We start from the raw sequence: 16509 nt of genomic DNA, 5'->3' as shown, positions 1-16509 counted from the left end.
AAGTGGAAATCATGGAGTTAATGAGCAAAACTGGAGGAATGGACATGGATTACAAAGACACATTATTAATGCCAAAAACTGAATTTCCGATGAGAGGGAATTTACCAAAGCGCGAGCCGGAAATTCAAGCGAAATGGGAAGAGATGGATATTTATAAGAAAGTACAAGATCGAACGAAAGGCCGTCCGATGTTTGTTCTGCATGATGGACCTCCATATGCGAATGGTGATATCCATATGGGGCATGCGTTAAACAAGATCCTTAAAGATATCATTGTTCGTCATAAATCAATGACAGGCTACAATGCACCTTATGTTCCAGGATGGGATACGCATGGCTTGCCAATCGAGCAAGCTCTTACAAATAAAGGCGTGAAACGCAAGGAAATGACGGTTGCTGAATTCCGTAAGCTTTGTGAAGAATATGCTTATGGACAAATTGACAGCCAGCGTACACAATTTAAACGTTTAGGTGTAAGGGGAGATTGGGAAAATCCTTATATCACGTTAAAACCAGAGTATGAAGCACAGCAAATTAAAGTTTTCGGAGATATGGCAAAGAAAGGCTATATCTATAAAGGGAAAAAGCCTGTTTACTGGTCTCCTTCATCTGAATCCGCTTTAGCTGAGGCAGAAATTGAATACAAAGATAAACGGTCTCCTTCTATCTATGTTGGATTTAAAGTGGCAGACGGCAAGAATGTACTTGATGCAGATACGCAAATTGTCATCTGGACGACAACACCTTGGACGATTCCAGCAAACTTAGGAATTTCTGTACACCCTGAACTTACGTATGCTGTCGTTGAAGAAAAAGGGAGCAAGTATCTAGTTGCTGAGGATTTATTAGCTGCAGTAACAAAAGAGATTGAATGGGAAAACCCGCAAGTAGTTAAGACTGTGAAAGGTTCTGAACTTGAACATATTCTTGCCAAGCATCCGCTTTACGATCGAGATTCACTTGTTATGCTTGGTGAACATGTGACAACAGATGCAGGAACTGGGTGTGTTCACACAGCACCGGGACATGGGGAAGATGACTTCTATGTTGGACAAAAATATGGGCTAGATGTATTATGCCCAGTGGATGATCGAGGAGTTATGACGAATGAAGCAACAGGCTTCGAAGGTTTATTCTATGATGAAGCAAATAAGCCGATTACTGAAAAGCTTGAGGCTGTTGGTGCATTGCTAAAGCTTACTTTCATCACACACTCATACCCGCATGACTGGAGAACAAAGAAACCAGTAATCTTCCGTGCAACAGCTCAATGGTTTGCTTCTATTAAAGATTTCCGCAATGAGCTTATGGATGCAGTAAAAGAAACGAAATGGGTACCTGCTTGGGGAGAAACGAGATTATTCAATATGGTTCGTGACCGCGGCGATTGGTGTATTTCCCGTCAGCGAGCATGGGGTGTACCTATTCCAGTATTTTATGCAGAAAACGGAGAAGCTATTATTACTGATGAGACGATTGATTATGTTTCCAATCTTTTCCGCGAACATGGTTCAAATATTTGGTTTGAGCGTGATGCAAAGGACTTGCTTCCTGAAGGATTCACACATGCTGGCAGTCCGAATGGCAAGTTTGAAAAAGAGACAGATATAATGGATGTTTGGTTCGATTCAGGTTCTTCCCACCAAGCTGTTCTTCTAGAGCGAGATGATCTTCAAAGACCGGCTGACTTATATCTTGAAGGCTCGGACCAATATCGCGGATGGTTTAACTCTTCTCTATCAACAGCTGTTGCAGTAACAGGAAAAGCTCCATATAAAGGTGTTTTAAGCCATGGTTTTGCTCTTGACGGAGAAGGAAGAAAAATGAGTAAATCCATTGGAAACGTTGTTGTTCCTGCTAAAGTTATGAACCAGCTTGGAGCAGATATTTTAAGACTATGGGTTGCTTCTGTTGATTACCAAGCAGATGTGCGTGTATCTGACCCAATCTTAAAACAAGTAGCTGAAGTGTATCGGAAAATCCGCAATACATTCCGTTTCTTGCTAGGAAATCTAGATGATTTTGATCCAGCTGTAAATAAAGTTGCTTATGAAAATCTGCGTGAAGTGGATCAGTTTATGCTAGTAAAGCTGAATAAATTAATTAAAACTGTTCGTAATGCTTATGAAAATTATGAGTTTGCAGGTATTTACCATGCAATTAACAATTTCTGTACACTTGATTTGAGTGCTTTCTACCTTGATTTTGCAAAAGATATTTTATATATTGAGGGAACGGATCATAAAGATCGCAGAGCAATCCAAACAGTTCTTTATGAATGCTTACTTGCATTAACGAAATTGGCTGCTCCAATTCTTTCTCATACGGCTGATGAGGTTTGGAGCTTTATTCCATCAGTTAATGAAGAAAGTGTACAATTAACGGATATGCCAGAGTACGAAGAGCTTCCAAAGGCAAAAGCTTTAGAGGAAAAATGGACTTCATTCATGAAGCTTCGTGATGACATTTTAAAGGCTTTAGAAGAAGCCCGTAATGAAAAGGTAATCGGCAAGTCACTGACTGCAAAAATTACGTTGTACGTTAATGAGCAAGTAAAAGAATTGCTTGAGTCGATTGATGAGAATTTGGAGCAGTTATTTATTGTTTCCGCTTTTGAAATTGCTGGAAAATTAGAGGAAGCTCCTGAAAATGCTGTTAAATTTGAAAATACAGCGATTGTTGTTACAAAAGCTGAAGGTGAAACATGTGAGCGCTGCTGGATTGTTACACCAGAGGTAGGAAAGGTTGAAGAATTCAACACTTTATGTCCGCGTTGTGCAGATGTCGTACAAAATCACTATAGCCATCTTGTATAAAAAGTATGAGTCCCTGTTTTTCGCAGGGACTCATTTTTTTATAAATAATACCATCTCCGTTAATTGTTGTTCCCGTTGTAAAAACTTTGCCTGTGTCTAATAAAGACTCTCAAGAGATACTAAGGTAAAATAATTGAACGGAGGAACAGACATGGATGCAAAAGTTGAGAAGCTCTATTCCGAACTCCGTAATACAAGACAGGAATTATTGGAAAAATTAATGGATGATCGCAGTTCAAAACTGATAAGACCTTTCATCTTGGATGAATTATATGATGTGGAAAGTACACTAGAAAGAATTGAAAAAGGAGTATATGGCAAATGTGAAATATCTGGTGAATTACTGCCAGATGATATTCTAGCTGAGGTTCCTACCTTAAAATCACTCGATGATTGTAATCGGCTGGAAAATTATTATCGGAAATCTTTGTATGAATAAGAATAAGCGCTTACTGTCGTTTTTATGCAGAGTGTGCTAAAATGCAAAGGTAAAGATAAGAGATATGGGGGTTGCCTTTGTGTTTTATTACATAATTGCCTTATTTGTTATTGCACTTGATCAATTAACGAAGTATTTAATTGTCAAAAACATGGAGCTTGGAGAAAGTATAAAAGTTATTGAAGACTTCCTTTATATTACTTCCCACAGAAATCGAGGGGCTGCTTGGGGAATTCTTGAAGGACAAATGTGGTTTTTTTATATTATCACGGTCATCGTTATCATTGGAATTGTCTATTACATTCAAAAAGCTGCTAAAGGAAAAATGTTATTTGGGGTATCGTTAGGATTTATGCTAGGGGGAGCGATTGGGAATTTCATAGATCGTGTTTTCCGAAACGAAGTTGTTGATTTTATAAATACCTATATATTTGGGTATGACTTCCCTGTCTTTAATATTGCAGATTCTGCATTAGTTATTGGCGTAGCGATGCTAATGATCCAAATGCTTTTAGAAGAGAGAGCGTTAAAAAAGGAGAAAACACATGGAGAAAATGGAACACACCATTCTTGAAGAGCAAGCAGGAGAGAGAATTGATAAGGTTCTTTCAGCATTAAACAAAGAATGGTCACGAACACAAGCTCAAAGCTGGATTAAAGAGGGGCATGTCCTTGTAAATGGTCAGCAAATAAAAACAAACTATAAATGTTCATTAAATGATCGAATTGAGATCACGATTCCAGAACCTGAGGAATTAGATGTTGTTCCTGAAGAAATGGATTTAGATATATACTACGAGGACCAGGATGTATTGGTAGTGAATAAGCCGAAGGGAATGGTCGTCCATCCTGCTCCTGGTCACTTAACAGGTACATTAGTAAATGGTTTAATGGCTCATTGTAAGGATCTTTCAGGAATTAATGGGGTTATGAGACCTGGAATTGTTCACCGTATCGATAAGGATACATCCGGTTTGTTAATGGTGGCAAAGAATGATCTTGCTCACGAAAGTCTCGTTAATCAATTAGTCGAAAAGACAGTGACTAGGAAATATCGTGCGATCGTCCATGGAGTGATTCCTCATGATTATGGAACAATTGAGGCGCCAATAGCACGTGATCAAAAGGATAGGCAAAGTATGGCTGTAACAGATAATGGCAAACATGCAGTCACCCATTTTCATGTACTTGATCGGTTTAAAGATTTCACATTTGTAGAATGTCAATTAGAAACTGGAAGGACTCACCAAATTCGGGTACATATGAAATATATTGGATACCCGCTCGCAGGCGATCCGAAATACGGTCCAAGAAAGACATTAGATATTGGCGGTCAGGCATTGCATGCTGGAATTTTAGGGTTTGTTCATCCTAGGACAGGTGAATATATAGAGTTCGAAGCCCCGCTTCCTCCTGACTTTCAGCATCTAGTAGACAAGCTGAAAAATAATCGTTGACAACTTCCGATGATTGCAATAAACTAAACCTAGTTAAATAAGAGTCCTTTAATACAGTCCCGTGAGGCTGAGAAGGAAACGGATAAGTGCTAGGGTTTTACCCTAATTCTATGTAATCGTTACCCTCTCGCCAAATCGGTGAGAGGGTTTTTTATATAAAAAAGAAAAGGCGGGGTTATAATAATGTCGCAAAAAGCAATAGTTCTTGATGAACAGGCAATTCGCAGAGCTTTGACAAGGATTGCCCACGAAATCATTGAAAAAAATAAAGGTATTGAAGGCTGTGTTCTTGTCGGTATTCGGACAAGAGGAATTTATTTAGCAAGAAGATTAGCCGAAAGAATCCAGCAAATAGAAGGGGCAAATATACCAGTAGGAGAGATCGACATTACCTTATATCGTGATGATTTATCAAAGGTGACAGTAGATGAAGAACCTTTAGTAAAGGGTTCAGAAATTCCAATTGATATAACTAATCAAAAGGTGATTCTAGTTGATGACGTCCTTTATACGGGAAGAACGGTTAGAGCAGCACTAGATGCACTTGTTGACATTGGCAGACCATCCTCTGTACAGCTGGCAGTTTTAGTTGATCGAGGACATAGAGAATTGCCGATCAGAGCTGACTATGTTGGTAAAAATATCCCTACCTCAAGTTCAGAAAAGATTGTCGTTGAATTAAACGAAGTCGACGAACATGAGCATGTAAGTATTTTTGAAAACTAGTTGGCAAACCCTTTAAATAATAGCTCAGTGAGGCTAAAAAGGAATTGAGGAGAAGAAAACATGAATAAGCCAGTATTAGACATCAATGATTTTCCAAGTAAAACGCAGCTCATTACACTAAGCTTTCAGCATATGTTTGCTATGTTCGGATCAACGATTTTAGTTCCGCAATTAGTAGGTTTAAGCCCGGCAATCGCTCTTTTAACGAGTGGGATTGCAACAATTATCTTTTTATTCATTACACAATTTAAAGTGCCTGCGTACTTAGGCTCATCATTTGCGTTCATTACCCCGATCTTAATTGCTACCAATTTTGGGGAAAACCCTGGAAACGCAATGATCGGTGCGATGGCAGTCGGCATTACCTACTCGCTTGTCTCCCTAGTTATTTGGAAGGCTGGCTATAAATGGCTAATGAGGCTTTTACCTCCAATTGTTGTTGGACCAGTGATTATGGTTATCGGGTTAGGTTTGTCGGGAACAGCTGTTGATATGGCAATGAATGTGAACAAAGAATATAGTTTTGTACACTTTACAGCTGCACTTGTCACACTATTTGCAGCAATTGTATTCACAGTTTATTTCAAAAATATTTTAAGTGCGATGCCGATTTTACTAGGCTTGATTATTGGTTATATCTATTCAGCTATCATTGGTATTATCGATTATACTCCAGTAAAAGAAGCAAAATGGTTCGCGATGCCGGACTTCTTATTTCCAGGTGTTCATTATGAATTTAACATTACCTCTACTGTATTACTCGCCATGGTGCCGATCGTACTTGTCACCATCTCAGAACATATTGGCCATCAATTAGTACTTGGAAAAGTAGTGAATCGCAATTACATTAAGGATCCGGGACTGCACCGCTCGATTTTTGCAGATGGGTTAGGCACATTTGTCAGTGCGTTTCTCGGTGGACCGCCAAAAACAACCTATGGTGAAAACATTGGTGTACTTGCCATTACACGCGTCTACTCTGTATATGTCATTTTTGGAGCGGCTGTACTAGCGATTTTGTTCGCTTTCTTTGGCAAAGCAATGGCATTGATCCAAACCATTCCCACGGCAGTGCTAGGCGGAATTTCGATTTTATTATTCGGAATCATCGCTTCCAGCGGCTTGCGGATGCTTGTTGAAAATAATATTGATTTTGGCAAAAACAGAAATCTTGTGATCTCATCAGTTATTCTGGTAATTGGAATCGGCGGTGCTGCATTAAGATTCTCAGAAACATTTGCAATTGAGGGGATGGCTCTTGCTGCCATCGTTGGGGTTATCCTAAACCTCATTTTACCTGGCAGAGAAATCGTCCAGGATGAGGACGAAATAAATTAATAAGTTACCTTTTAAAGAAGTCCAGAGAGGCTTATAAGGGTGTAAAGTATATGGGTATGGCTAAAGAGCATGCATGTCTCTTTAACTATATCTATGCTTCGAAGTATTTGCACCCTGAATTTGTTCAGGGTGTTTTTTGTTGGAAAAAATAGGAGGGATAAGCTTGAAACACCTACTTCAGACATCAGATCTAACGATTAATGATATTTCTCGAATCCTTTCAGACGCACAATATTTTTTAGATGGCGGCAACTGGTCACCTAAAAAGAATGTATTTATTTCAAACTTATTTTTCGAAAATAGTACTAGGACAAAATGCAGCTTCGAAGTAGCTGAGAGAAGACTAGGTCTAGATATTATCCCTTTTGAAGTGAACACTTCAAGTGTTTCAAAGGGCGAAACATTATATGACACGGTAAAAACATTAGAGGCAATTGGGGTAAATACGGTTGTGATTCGCCATGGTCAAGATCGGTATTTTGATGAACTTGTCGGAAAATCGGATGTTTCGATCATAAATGCTGGGGATGGATGCGGTCATCATCCGACACAGTCACTTCTTGACTTATTAACGATTAAGCAGGAATTTGATAGCTTTAAGGGGCTTAAGGTTGCCATTATTGGGGATATCAGACATAGCCGTGTTGCAAGGTCGAATGCAGATACGTTAGTTCGTTTAGGTGCAAAGGTTGTTTTTTCTGGACCAATGGAATGGTTTGATGAAGACCTTCTTGAAAATGGTTCATATGAAGGCATTGATTCGGCAGTAGAAACATCTGATGTTGTTATGCTGCTGCGAATCCAGCATGAGCGCCATGGGGAAAAGGGAAAGAAAGCTGCGGATGATTACCATCAAGCCTTTGGACTGACAGTAGAAAGAGAAAGAAGAATGAAGCCAGGAAGCATTATCATGCATCCGGCTCCAGTGAATCGAAATGTGGAAATTGCGGATAGCTTAGTAGAATGTGAACGTTCGAGAATCTTTAAACAAATGAAAAATGGTGTATACATCAGAATGGCAGTATTAAAGAGGTCTATCGAACAAATGGAGGGGAGCGGTCAAAATGAACACATTAATCAAAAATGGTCAGTTGCTAACTAATGAAGGGGAACTAAAAGCTGCAGATATTTTCATAGAGGCTGGGAAAATCATCGAAATAGGAGAAGGGCTTACAAGAGAAGCGGAAGAAATCATCGATGCGAAAGGATTGCTGGTTTCCCCGGGTTTTCTTGATCTTCACATCCATTTGCGTGAGCCTGGCGGTGAAAAAAAAGAGACGATTGCAACAGGAACAGCAGCTGCAGCAAGGGGAGGATTTACAACTGTTGCGGCGATGCCAAATACAAGACCTGTTCCAGATACGAAGGAACAATTGGATTGGCTGAATAAACGCATTGAAGAAACGGCTACAGTGAAGGTGCTTCCATATGCATCGATCACCATCCGTGAGTTAGGAGAGGAATTAACTAATTTTCAAGCATTGAAAGCTGCGGGTGCCTTTGCCTTCACAGATGATGGAGTAGGGGTCCAATCTGCTGCAATGATGCTGCAGGCGATGAAGAAAGCAGCTGCAATTGATATGGCGATCGTTGCTCACTGTGAAGAAAATACATTGATTAATAAAGGTTCTGTTCATGAAGGGACTTTTTCAGAAAAAAATGGATTAAATGGAATTCCATCTGTTTGTGAATCTGTTCATATTGCAAGGGATGTACTTTTAGCAGAAGCAGCCAATTGCCATTACCATGTCTGTCATATTAGCACGAAGGAATCGGTGAGAGTTGTTAGAGATGCAAAGCGTGCTGGAATCAATGTAACGGCAGAGGTAACACCGCATCACCTACTTTTATGTGAGGAAGATATCCCAGGAATTGATCCGAATTATAAGATGAATCCTCCACTTAGAGGAGCAGCAGATAGAGAGGCATTAATTGAAGGAATACTTGATGGAACCATTGATTTTATTGCAACAGATCATGCACCGCATACAGCTGAGGAGAAGGCAGAAGGAATGCAGCTCGCACCATTTGGAATCGTTGGATTAGAAACAGCTTTCCCGCTTCTTTATACACATTTTGTAGAAAAGGGAATATTTACAATAAAACAGCTAATTGACTTTCTCACAGTTAAGCCTGCGAAAAGCTTTAACCTTGCATCAGGAAAGCTTGAGATTGGAGCAGAAGCAGATATTGTTTTATTAGACTTGAGCCACTCAGAAAAAATAAACCCAGAGCAATTTTTATCAAAAGGAAAGAATACACCGTTCGCAGGCTGGGAATGTAAAGGCTGGCCTGTGCTGACGATGGTAAATGGAAAAATTGTATGGAGCAAAGGGAGTGTAACAGCATGAAAAAACAGCTAATTTTGGAAGATGGGACTATATTTATCGGAGATGGTTTTGGCGGAGAGGCAAATACAATTGGGGAAGTTGTTTTCAATACAGGAATGACGGGCTATCAGGAAATTATTTCTGACCCTTCCTATTGCGGTCAAATTGTGACCCTTACATATCCTTTAGTTGGAAACTATGGAATAAATCGAGATGATTTTGAATCAATTTCTCCAGCCATTCAAGGTTTCATCGTCAAGGAAGCCGCAGACTTTCCTTCCAACTGGAGAAATGAAAAAACACTTGCCGATTATTTTCAGATAAAAAATATTCCAGGGATTGCTGGGATAGATACGAGAAAATTAACAAGAATTATCAGACAGCATGGAACTTTAAAGGGAGCCATTTGCGGCATTGAGGAAGATGTGACGTCCGTATTAGAAAAGCTTCGGGCAACCAAACTTCGCAATGACCAAGTGAAGCAAGTCTCAACAAAAACACCATATCCTAGCCCTGGTCGCGGAAGAAGAGTGGTTCTTGTCGATTTTGGCATGAAGCACGGAATTTTACGAGAGCTAAATAAACGTGACTGTGACGTGATCGTTGTTCCTTATAATACGACAGCTGAAGAAATTCTCAACTTAAGTCCAGATGGAGTTATGCTCTCAAATGGACCAGGGGATCCGAAAGATGTGCCAGAAGCAATTACAATGATTAATGGTTTATTAGGCCAAGTGCCTCTGTTTGGCATCTGTCTTGGACATCAGCTGTTTGCACTTGCTTGCGGTGCAAATACAGAGAAAATGAAATTTGGCCATCGCGGATCAAATCATCCGGTAAAGGAATTAGTAACAGGAAAAGTTGCGATTACTTCACAAAACCATGGCTACACGGTTGAAGAACACTCCATCATGAATACCAGATTAGAGGTTACACATATTGCTCTAAATGATGGAACAATTGAAGGATTAAAGCATAAAGATTATCCAGCATTTACTGTCCAATATCATCCAGAAGCATCGCCAGGTCCTGAAGATGCCAACGGTCTATTTGAACAATTTTTAACAATGATTGAAATTGAGAAACAGGAAGGTGCGAACAAATGCCAAAGCGTACAGATATAAAAAGCATATTAGTTATTGGATCAGGTCCCATCGTCATCGGTCAGGCAGCAGAATTTGATTATGCTGGAACGCAAGCCTGTATCGCCCTAAAAGAAGAAGGATATAGAGTCATCCTCGTCAATTCAAACCCGGCGACAATCATGACAGATACAGAAATTGCAGATGCTGTATATATCGAGCCGCTTACATTGGAATTCGTGAGCCGAATCATTCGCAAGGAACGCCCAGATGCACTTGTTCCAACTTTAGGGGGGCAAACAGGGCTAAATCTTGCAGTAGAACTGGCAAAATCAGGTGTCCTTGAAGAATGCGGAGTAGAAATTTTAGGAACAAAGCTATCAGCAATTGAACAGGCAGAAGATCGAGACCTTTTCAGAAATCTGATGAATGAGCTTGGTGAGCCAGTGCCTGAAAGTGAAATTATCCATTCGCTGGAAGAAGCATATGAATTTGTGAATAAAATCGGCTACCCTGTCATCGTTCGGCCAGCATTCACACTTGGAGGAACAGGCGGAGGAATCTGTCATGATGAGGAGGAGCTCATCGAGATTGTTACGAGCGGTTTGAAAAATAGTCCAGTGACACAGTGCTTATTAGAAAAAAGTATTGCAGGATATAAAGAAATTGAATATGAAGTTATGAGAGACTCAGGTGATCATGCAATTGTCGTTTGTAACATGGAAAACATTGATCCCGTCGGAGTGCATACTGGAGATTCGATTGTCGTTGCACCAAGCCAAACACTAAGTGACCGTGAGTATCAATTATTAAGAAATGTCTCATTAAAAATTATTCGCGCGTTAGGAATTGAAGGAGGATGCAATGTCCAGCTTGCCCTTGATCCATATAGCTTCAATTACTATATTATTGAAGTGAATCCAAGGGTTAGCCGTTCATCTGCATTGGCATCGAAAGCAACTGGCTACCCAATCGCTAAGCTTGCGGCAAAAATTGCGGTCGGATTAACATTGGATGAAATGATGAACCCAGTTACTGGTAAAACATATGCAAGCTTCGAGCCAGCTCTTGATTACATTGTCACGAAAATTCCTCGCTGGCCGTTTGATAAATTTGAATCAGCGAACCGTTCGTTAGGAACACAAATGAAGGCAACAGGCGAAGTTATGGCAATTGGCCGCACATTTGAGGAATCATTATTAAAAGCTGTGCGTTCGCTAGAAGCGGATGTGTTTCATCTAACGCTTAAAGAGGCAGATACGATTGACAATGAATTAATCGAAAAAAGAATCCGTAAGGCTGGGGATGAACGACTATTCTATATCGGTGAAGCACTTAGAAGAGGCGTTACAATTCAAACGATTCATGAATGGAGCGAGATCGACCTTTTCTTCCTTCATAAAATGGAAAAAATCATATCTTTTGAAAAAGAGCTTGCTGCTAATCATTTTCATAAGGAAATAGGAAAGAAAGCAAAAGAAATGGGCTTTGCTGACTATACCATAGCTAAGGCTTGGGATTCGACTGAGTTAGACGTCTATAATTGGAGAACCGAAAATAGTATAATGCCTGTTTATAAAATGGTAGATACTTGTGCAGCTGAATTCGAATCGGAAACACCGTATTACTATGGCACTTATGAGGATGAAAATGAATCAGTTGTAACAGCACGAAAGAGCGTTGTCGTTCTTGGTTCAGGTCCGATCCGCATCGGGCAAGGGGTTGAGTTCGACTATGCAACGGTTCACTCTGTATGGGCAATTAAAGAGGCAGGTTATGAAGCAATTATCATTAATAACAACCCAGAAACAGTTTCAACAGACTTCAGTATTTCTGATAAGCTCTACTTCGAGCCGCTGACGATTGAAGATGTCATGCATATTATCGACTTAGAAAAGCCTGAAGGTGTTGTCGTACAGTTTGGCGGGCAAACAGCTATTAATCTCGCTGCTAGTCTAGTAGAAAGAGGTGTAAAAATTCTTGGGACTTCCCTTGAAGATCTTGATCGTGCAGAGGATCGAGATAAGTTTGAACAAGCTTTATCAGAACTTCACATACCCCAGCCAAAAGGAAAAACTGCCCTGTCTGTTGAAGAAGCTATCAAAATCGCGAGTAGAATTGGCTACCCTGTTCTAGTCCGCCCATCCTATGTTCTTGGCGGACGTGCTATGGAAATTGTTTATAAAGAAGAAGAGCTTCTCCACTACATGAAAAATGCGGTGAAGATCAATCCAGACCATCCGGTACTAATTGACCGGTATCTCACAGGGAAAGAAATTGAAGTAGATGCAATCTCAGATGGAGAAACAGTCGTGATCCCTGGAATTATGGAACATATCGAGCGAGCAGGCGTTCACTCTGGTGACTCGATTGCAGTCTATCCTCCACAGAGTATATCTGCTGAAGTAAAGGCTAAGCTTGTTGATTATACAGAAAAGCTTGCAAAAGGACTTGGGATCATCGGATTATTAAACATCCAGTACATTGTCGCAAATGAAGAAGTGTTTGTAATTGAAGTCAATCCAAGATCGAGCCGTACTGTACCTTTTTTAAGTAAAATTACTAATGTACCGATGGCAAACATTGCTACAAAAGTCATTCTCGGGCTATCGTTAAAGGAGCAAGGATATCAGACAGGTCTTGTGTCAGAAAAAACAGGGGTATATGTAAAAGTACCTGTCTTCTCTTTTGCAAAATTAAGAAGAGTGGATATTACACTCGGACCAGAAATGAAATCAACAGGAGAAGTAATGGGGAAGGATTCTACACTTGAAAAGGCATTGTATAAGGGATTAGTTGCCTCGGGAATGAAGATTCATCCGTTCGGTTCGGTTCTGATGACCGTTGCAGATAAGGACAAGGAAGAATCACTTCAGCTTGCAAAAAGATTTGCTTCTATTGGTTATCGCTTGATGGCAACGAGTGGAACAGCCAATTTGCTGCACTCTGCGGGTATACCAGTTGAAGTCGTAGATAAAATTGGATCAGAAGGCCCTAACTTACTGGATGTTATTCGAAATGGCAAAGCTCAAATCGTTATTAACACGTTAACAAAAGGAAAACAGCCTGAAAGAGACGGTTTCCGTATTCGTCGTGAAGCAGTAGAAAATGGCATTCCATGTTTAACTTCACTTGATACAGCGGACGCGATTTTAAAGGTAATCGAATCAATGAATTTTTCAGCAGATGCAATGGAAAAGCCAGCTGAAATCCGGGAGGCGGTCTTCGCGTGATTAAAAAAGAATTATGCCAAATCGTCTCTCAAGTTGAAATAGCAGAAAATATATTTAAGCTCACCCTCCAAGGTGAGCTTGTCCGTGAAATGAATGAGCCTGGACAATTTGTGCATTTGAAGGTGTCAAACCAAGTTGACCCACTTTTAAGACGACCGATTAGTATTTCCGATATTAATAAGGATGAGAACCAATTTACAATGATTTATCGTGCAGAAGGTAAAGGTACAGCTTTATTGTCAGAGAAACAGCCGGGAGATGTCATTGATGTACTTGGTCCTTTAGGGCATGGGTTTCCAGTTGAAGAGGCGATGTCTGGTGAGACAGCTCTGCTCGTTGGCGGTGGCATCGGTGTTCCTCCTTTATACGAGCTGTCAAAGCAGCTTGTGAAGCAAGGGGTTAAAGTCATTCATGTACTTGGATTTCAATCAGCAAATGTTGTTTTTTATGATGATGATTTTACTAGGCTTGGGGAGACTTATGTAGCAACTGTCGATGGCAGCTATGGCATGAAAGGCTTTGTCACTACCATCATCCAAGATCGGAAGCTCACATTTGATGTGCTCTATTCATGCGGTCCGACACCGATGCTTAAGGCACTTGAACAAAATTATCCGGATAAGAAAGTATACCTTTCTTTAGAAGAACGGATGGGCTGCGGGATCGGTGCTTGCTTCGCTTGTGTATGCCACACTGGCGATGATCCAACAGGCTGCACCTATAAAAAAGTTTGCAGTGATGGACCTGTATTTAAAGCTGGGGAGGTGCTTCTATGAATTCATTACAAATAAGCTTGCCCGGACTAGATTTGAAAAATCCGATCATGCCAGCATCTGGCTGCTTCGGTTTTGGCCGTGAATTCAGCCAGCTTTTTGATCTCAGTCTTCTTGGTGCGATTATGATTAAAGCAACAACTTATGAACCTCGTTTTGGGAATCCGACTCCTCGAGTAGCTGAAACGTCAGCGGGCATGCTAAATGCAATTGGGCTGCAAAATCCTGGACTCGAAAAAGTAATGAATGAAGAGCTGCCTTGGCTTGATCAATTCGATGTTCCGATTATTGCCAACGTCGCAGGCTCACAAGAGGAAGATTATATTGCTGTAGCGAAAGAAATTGCCAAAGCTCCGAATGTTCACGCCTTAGAATTAAATATTTCCTGCCCGAATGTCAAAACAGGAGGGATCGCCTTCGGAACCATTCCAGAAGTGGCAAAGGATTTAACGAAAAAAGTTAAGGATGTATCAGAGGTTCCTGTTTATGTGAAGCTTTCACCGAATGTGACGAATATAGTCGAAATGGCAAAAGCGGTGGAAGACGGCGGAGCAGACGGATTAACAATGATTAATACACTTGTTGGCATGAGAATTGATTTAAAAACAGGAAAACCTATTCTGGCAAACAAAACAGGCGGACTGTCAGGACCTGCAATTAAGCCTGTTGCGATCCGAATGATTCATGAGGTGAGTCAGCACGTGTCCTTGCCGATTATTGGCATGGGAGGTGTTCAATCAGCTGAAGATATAATTGAATATTATTACGCAGGGGCAAGTGCAGTTGCTGTAGGAACAGCTAACTTTGTTGACCCATTCGTCTGCCCGACAATCATTGAAGAATTACCGGAACTAGTGAAAAGCCTTGGCTTTGACCATATTTCTGAATGTACAGGAAGGAGCTGGAAAAATGGATAAATCACTTATTATCGCACTTGATTTTGCAGGTAAACAGGAGGTCAATCAGTTTATAAATCACTTTAATAATGAAAAGCTGTTTTTGAAGGTTGGTATGGAGCTTTTCTTTCAAGAAGGTCCTGGTATTATTTATGACTTAAAAGAAAAAGGGCATGATATTTTCCTGGATTTAAAGCTCCATGATATTCCGAATACGGTGAAAGGTGCAATGAAGGGGCTGGCACGTCTTGGCTGTGATCTTGTCAATGTCCATGCAGCAGGCGGTAAAGAGATGATGCGTGCAGCACTTGAAGGATTGGAGTCTGGAACACCAGCTGGACAAAATAGACCCGCGTGTATTGCAGTTACACAATTAACAAGTACTTCAGAAGATCAAATGCGAGAGGAACAGCTTGTACAAGCTCCATTGGAGGAATCAGTCCTTCATTATGCTGCTTTAACGAAAAAAGCAGGTCTTGATGGAGTGGTGTGTTCGACATTTGAAGCCAAGTCTATTCGTCAATTGCTTGGCCATACCTTCCTGACAGTAGTTCCAGGCATTCGATTGCAGTCAGATGATGTTCAGGATCAAAAGCGTGTAGCTACTCCTGCTTATGCAAAATCCGAAGGTGCTTCAGCAATTGTTGTCGGACGCCCAATCACAAAGTCAGCTAACCCGCTGGAAAAATACATTGAATTCAAACAATCATGGGAGGGTGTTCATCAATGAAACAACAAATTGCCGAACGTTTACTAGAAATTAAAGCTGTAGCGCTACAGCCCAATGTCCCCTTTACATGGTCATCTGGTCTAAAATCTCCCATTTACTGTGATAATCGATTAACACTCTCTTACCCTTCCGTTCGTAAGGAAATTGCAAATGGGTTGAAGAAAACAATCTTAGCAAAGTTCCCAGAAGCCGAAATAATCGCAGGTACTGCTACCGCAGGAATCCCGCATGCTGCATGGGTCAGCGACTTATTGGAACTGCCCATGTGCTACGTGCGTTCCAAGCCAAAAGGACACGGACAAGGAAATCAAATAGAGGGAAAAACAGAGCCAGGGCAAAAGGTTGTTGTCGTAGAAGATTTAATTTCGACAGGCGGAAGTGTTATAACAGCAGTTGAAGCATTGCGCCAAGCAGGTTGTGAAGTCCTGGGTGTTGTTGCTATCTTTACTTATCAATTAGAAAAAGGGAAAGAATTGCTAGAGAAGGCGGATATTACTGCACACACATTGACTGATTTTGAAACACTTTCTGAAATTGCTAGAGAAAAAGGCTATATTCAGGATGGAGATATGGCGAAGCTTACTGAATGGCGGAAAGACCCAGCTGAGTGGGGAAAAGTGAGTCAATAATTATAGGACATAGGGAAGGATTCTGTCCCTATGTTATTTTGTTTCGATAAGGCAACCTAT

At 40.6% G+C, this 16509-nt stretch carries 14 protein-coding genes; all 14 read left to right on the top strand.

Annotated features, from left to right (window positions below):
- Positions 1-44: 44 nt before the first annotated feature.
- The 14 genes from ileS to pyrE all read left to right on the top strand — a co-directional run bounded on the left by ileS (position 45) and on the right by pyrE (position 16449).
- The gene (ileS, locus tag C1726_RS01460) at positions 45-2816 is read left to right on the top strand and encodes an isoleucine--tRNA ligase (RefSeq protein ID WP_102271530.1); all 2772 of its coding nucleotides are present in this window, start codon (positions 45-47) and stop codon (positions 2814-2816) included.
- 151 nt (positions 2817-2967) lie between these two features.
- Entirely contained in the window at positions 2968-3255 is a 288-nt protein-coding gene (locus C1726_RS01455; RefSeq protein WP_102271529.1) for a hypothetical protein, read from the top strand.
- Between the two features lie 79 nt (positions 3256-3334).
- Entirely contained in the window at positions 3335-3829 is a 495-nt protein-coding gene (gene lspA, locus C1726_RS01450) for a signal peptidase II (protein WP_102271528.1), read from the top strand.
- Entirely contained in the window at positions 3801-4712 is a 912-nt protein-coding gene (locus C1726_RS01445; RefSeq protein WP_102271527.1) for an RluA family pseudouridine synthase, read from the top strand. Before lspA ends, C1726_RS01445 begins: the two co-directional genes overlap by 29 nt.
- A 183-nt stretch (positions 4713-4895) precedes the next feature.
- Entirely contained in the window at positions 4896-5438 is a 543-nt protein-coding gene (pyrR, locus tag C1726_RS01440) for a bifunctional pyr operon transcriptional regulator/uracil phosphoribosyltransferase PyrR (RefSeq protein WP_102271526.1), read from the top strand.
- A gap of 60 nt (positions 5439-5498) precedes the next feature.
- Positions 5499-6776, top strand: a complete 1278-nt coding sequence (locus C1726_RS01435; protein WP_102271525.1) for a solute carrier family 23 protein — start codon at positions 5499-5501, stop codon at positions 6774-6776.
- Between the two features lie 163 nt (positions 6777-6939).
- A complete protein-coding gene (locus C1726_RS01430; protein WP_102271524.1) occupies positions 6940-7878 on the top strand; it encodes an aspartate carbamoyltransferase catalytic subunit in 939 nt (312 codons plus the stop codon).
- Positions 7841-9127 (top strand): dihydroorotase, encoded by a 1287-nt coding sequence (locus tag C1726_RS01425; RefSeq protein ID WP_102271523.1) that lies wholly within the window; start codon positions 7841-7843, stop codon positions 9125-9127. Before C1726_RS01430 ends, C1726_RS01425 begins: the two co-directional genes overlap by 38 nt.
- A complete protein-coding gene (locus tag C1726_RS01420) occupies positions 9124-10230 on the top strand; it encodes a carbamoyl phosphate synthase small subunit (protein ID WP_102271522.1) in 1107 nt (368 codons plus the stop codon). The genes C1726_RS01425 and C1726_RS01420 overlap by 4 nt, the downstream gene beginning before the upstream one ends.
- On the top strand, positions 10209-13421 hold the full coding sequence (gene carB, locus C1726_RS01415; RefSeq protein ID WP_102271521.1) for a carbamoyl-phosphate synthase large subunit: 3213 nt from the start codon (positions 10209-10211) through the stop codon (positions 13419-13421). Before C1726_RS01420 ends, carB begins: the two co-directional genes overlap by 22 nt.
- Complete coding sequence (locus C1726_RS01410; RefSeq protein WP_102271520.1) at positions 13418-14197, top strand: dihydroorotate dehydrogenase electron transfer subunit; 780 nt, start codon at positions 13418-13420, stop codon at positions 14195-14197. The genes carB and C1726_RS01410 overlap by 4 nt, the downstream gene beginning before the upstream one ends.
- On the top strand, positions 14194-15111 hold the full coding sequence (locus C1726_RS01405) for a dihydroorotate dehydrogenase (RefSeq protein ID WP_102271519.1): 918 nt from the start codon (positions 14194-14196) through the stop codon (positions 15109-15111). Before C1726_RS01410 ends, C1726_RS01405 begins: the two co-directional genes overlap by 4 nt.
- Positions 15104-15820 carry an orotidine-5'-phosphate decarboxylase gene (gene pyrF, locus C1726_RS01400; protein WP_102271518.1) on the top strand — a complete coding sequence of 239 codons (717 nt, stop codon included), beginning with the start codon at positions 15104-15106 and terminating at the stop codon, positions 15818-15820. The genes C1726_RS01405 and pyrF overlap by 8 nt, the downstream gene beginning before the upstream one ends.
- The gene (pyrE, locus tag C1726_RS01395; protein ID WP_102271517.1) at positions 15817-16449 is read left to right on the top strand and encodes an orotate phosphoribosyltransferase; all 633 of its coding nucleotides are present in this window, start codon (positions 15817-15819) and stop codon (positions 16447-16449) included. Before pyrF ends, pyrE begins: the two co-directional genes overlap by 4 nt.
- Positions 16450-16509 lie beyond the last annotated feature (60 nt).

It is taken from the genome of Cytobacillus massiliigabonensis (assembly GCF_900199725.1).
In the GTDB taxonomy this organism is placed as follows: Bacteria; Bacillota; Bacilli; order Bacillales; family Cytobacillaceae; genus Cytobacillus; species Cytobacillus massiliigabonensis.
This window is presented reverse-complemented; position numbering and strand designations above follow the sequence as displayed.

Bases quoted from the DNA above. Each gene is read 5' to 3' on its own strand.
- C1726_RS01435 (WP_102271525.1), top strand. From the start codon at position 5,499: ATGAATAAGCCAGTATTAGACATCAATGATTTTCCAAGTAAAACGCAG.
- C1726_RS01420 (WP_102271522.1), top strand. From the start codon at position 9,124: ATGAAAAAACAGCTAATTTTGGAAGATGGGACTATATTTATCGGAGAT.
- C1726_RS01455 (WP_102271529.1), top strand. From the start codon at position 2,968: ATGGATGCAAAAGTTGAGAAGCTCTATTCCGAACTCCGTAATACAAGA.
- C1726_RS01425 (WP_102271523.1), top strand. From the start codon at position 7,841: ATGAACACATTAATCAAAAATGGTCAGTTGCTAACTAATGAAGGGGAA.
- C1726_RS01405 (WP_102271519.1), top strand. From the start codon at position 14,194: ATGAATTCATTACAAATAAGCTTGCCCGGACTAGATTTGAAAAATCCG.
- pyrR (WP_102271526.1), top strand. From the start codon at position 4,896: ATGTCGCAAAAAGCAATAGTTCTTGATGAACAGGCAATTCGCAGAGCT.
- C1726_RS01445 (WP_102271527.1), top strand. From the start codon at position 3,801: ATGGAGAAAATGGAACACACCATTCTTGAAGAGCAAGCAGGAGAGAGA.
- pyrE (WP_102271517.1), top strand. From the start codon at position 15,817: ATGAAACAACAAATTGCCGAACGTTTACTAGAAATTAAAGCTGTAGCG.
- ileS (WP_102271530.1), top strand. From the start codon at position 45: ATGGATTACAAAGACACATTATTAATGCCAAAAACTGAATTTCCGATG.
- carB (WP_102271521.1), top strand. From the start codon at position 10,209: ATGCCAAAGCGTACAGATATAAAAAGCATATTAGTTATTGGATCAGGT.
- pyrF (WP_102271518.1), top strand. From the start codon at position 15,104: ATGGATAAATCACTTATTATCGCACTTGATTTTGCAGGTAAACAGGAG.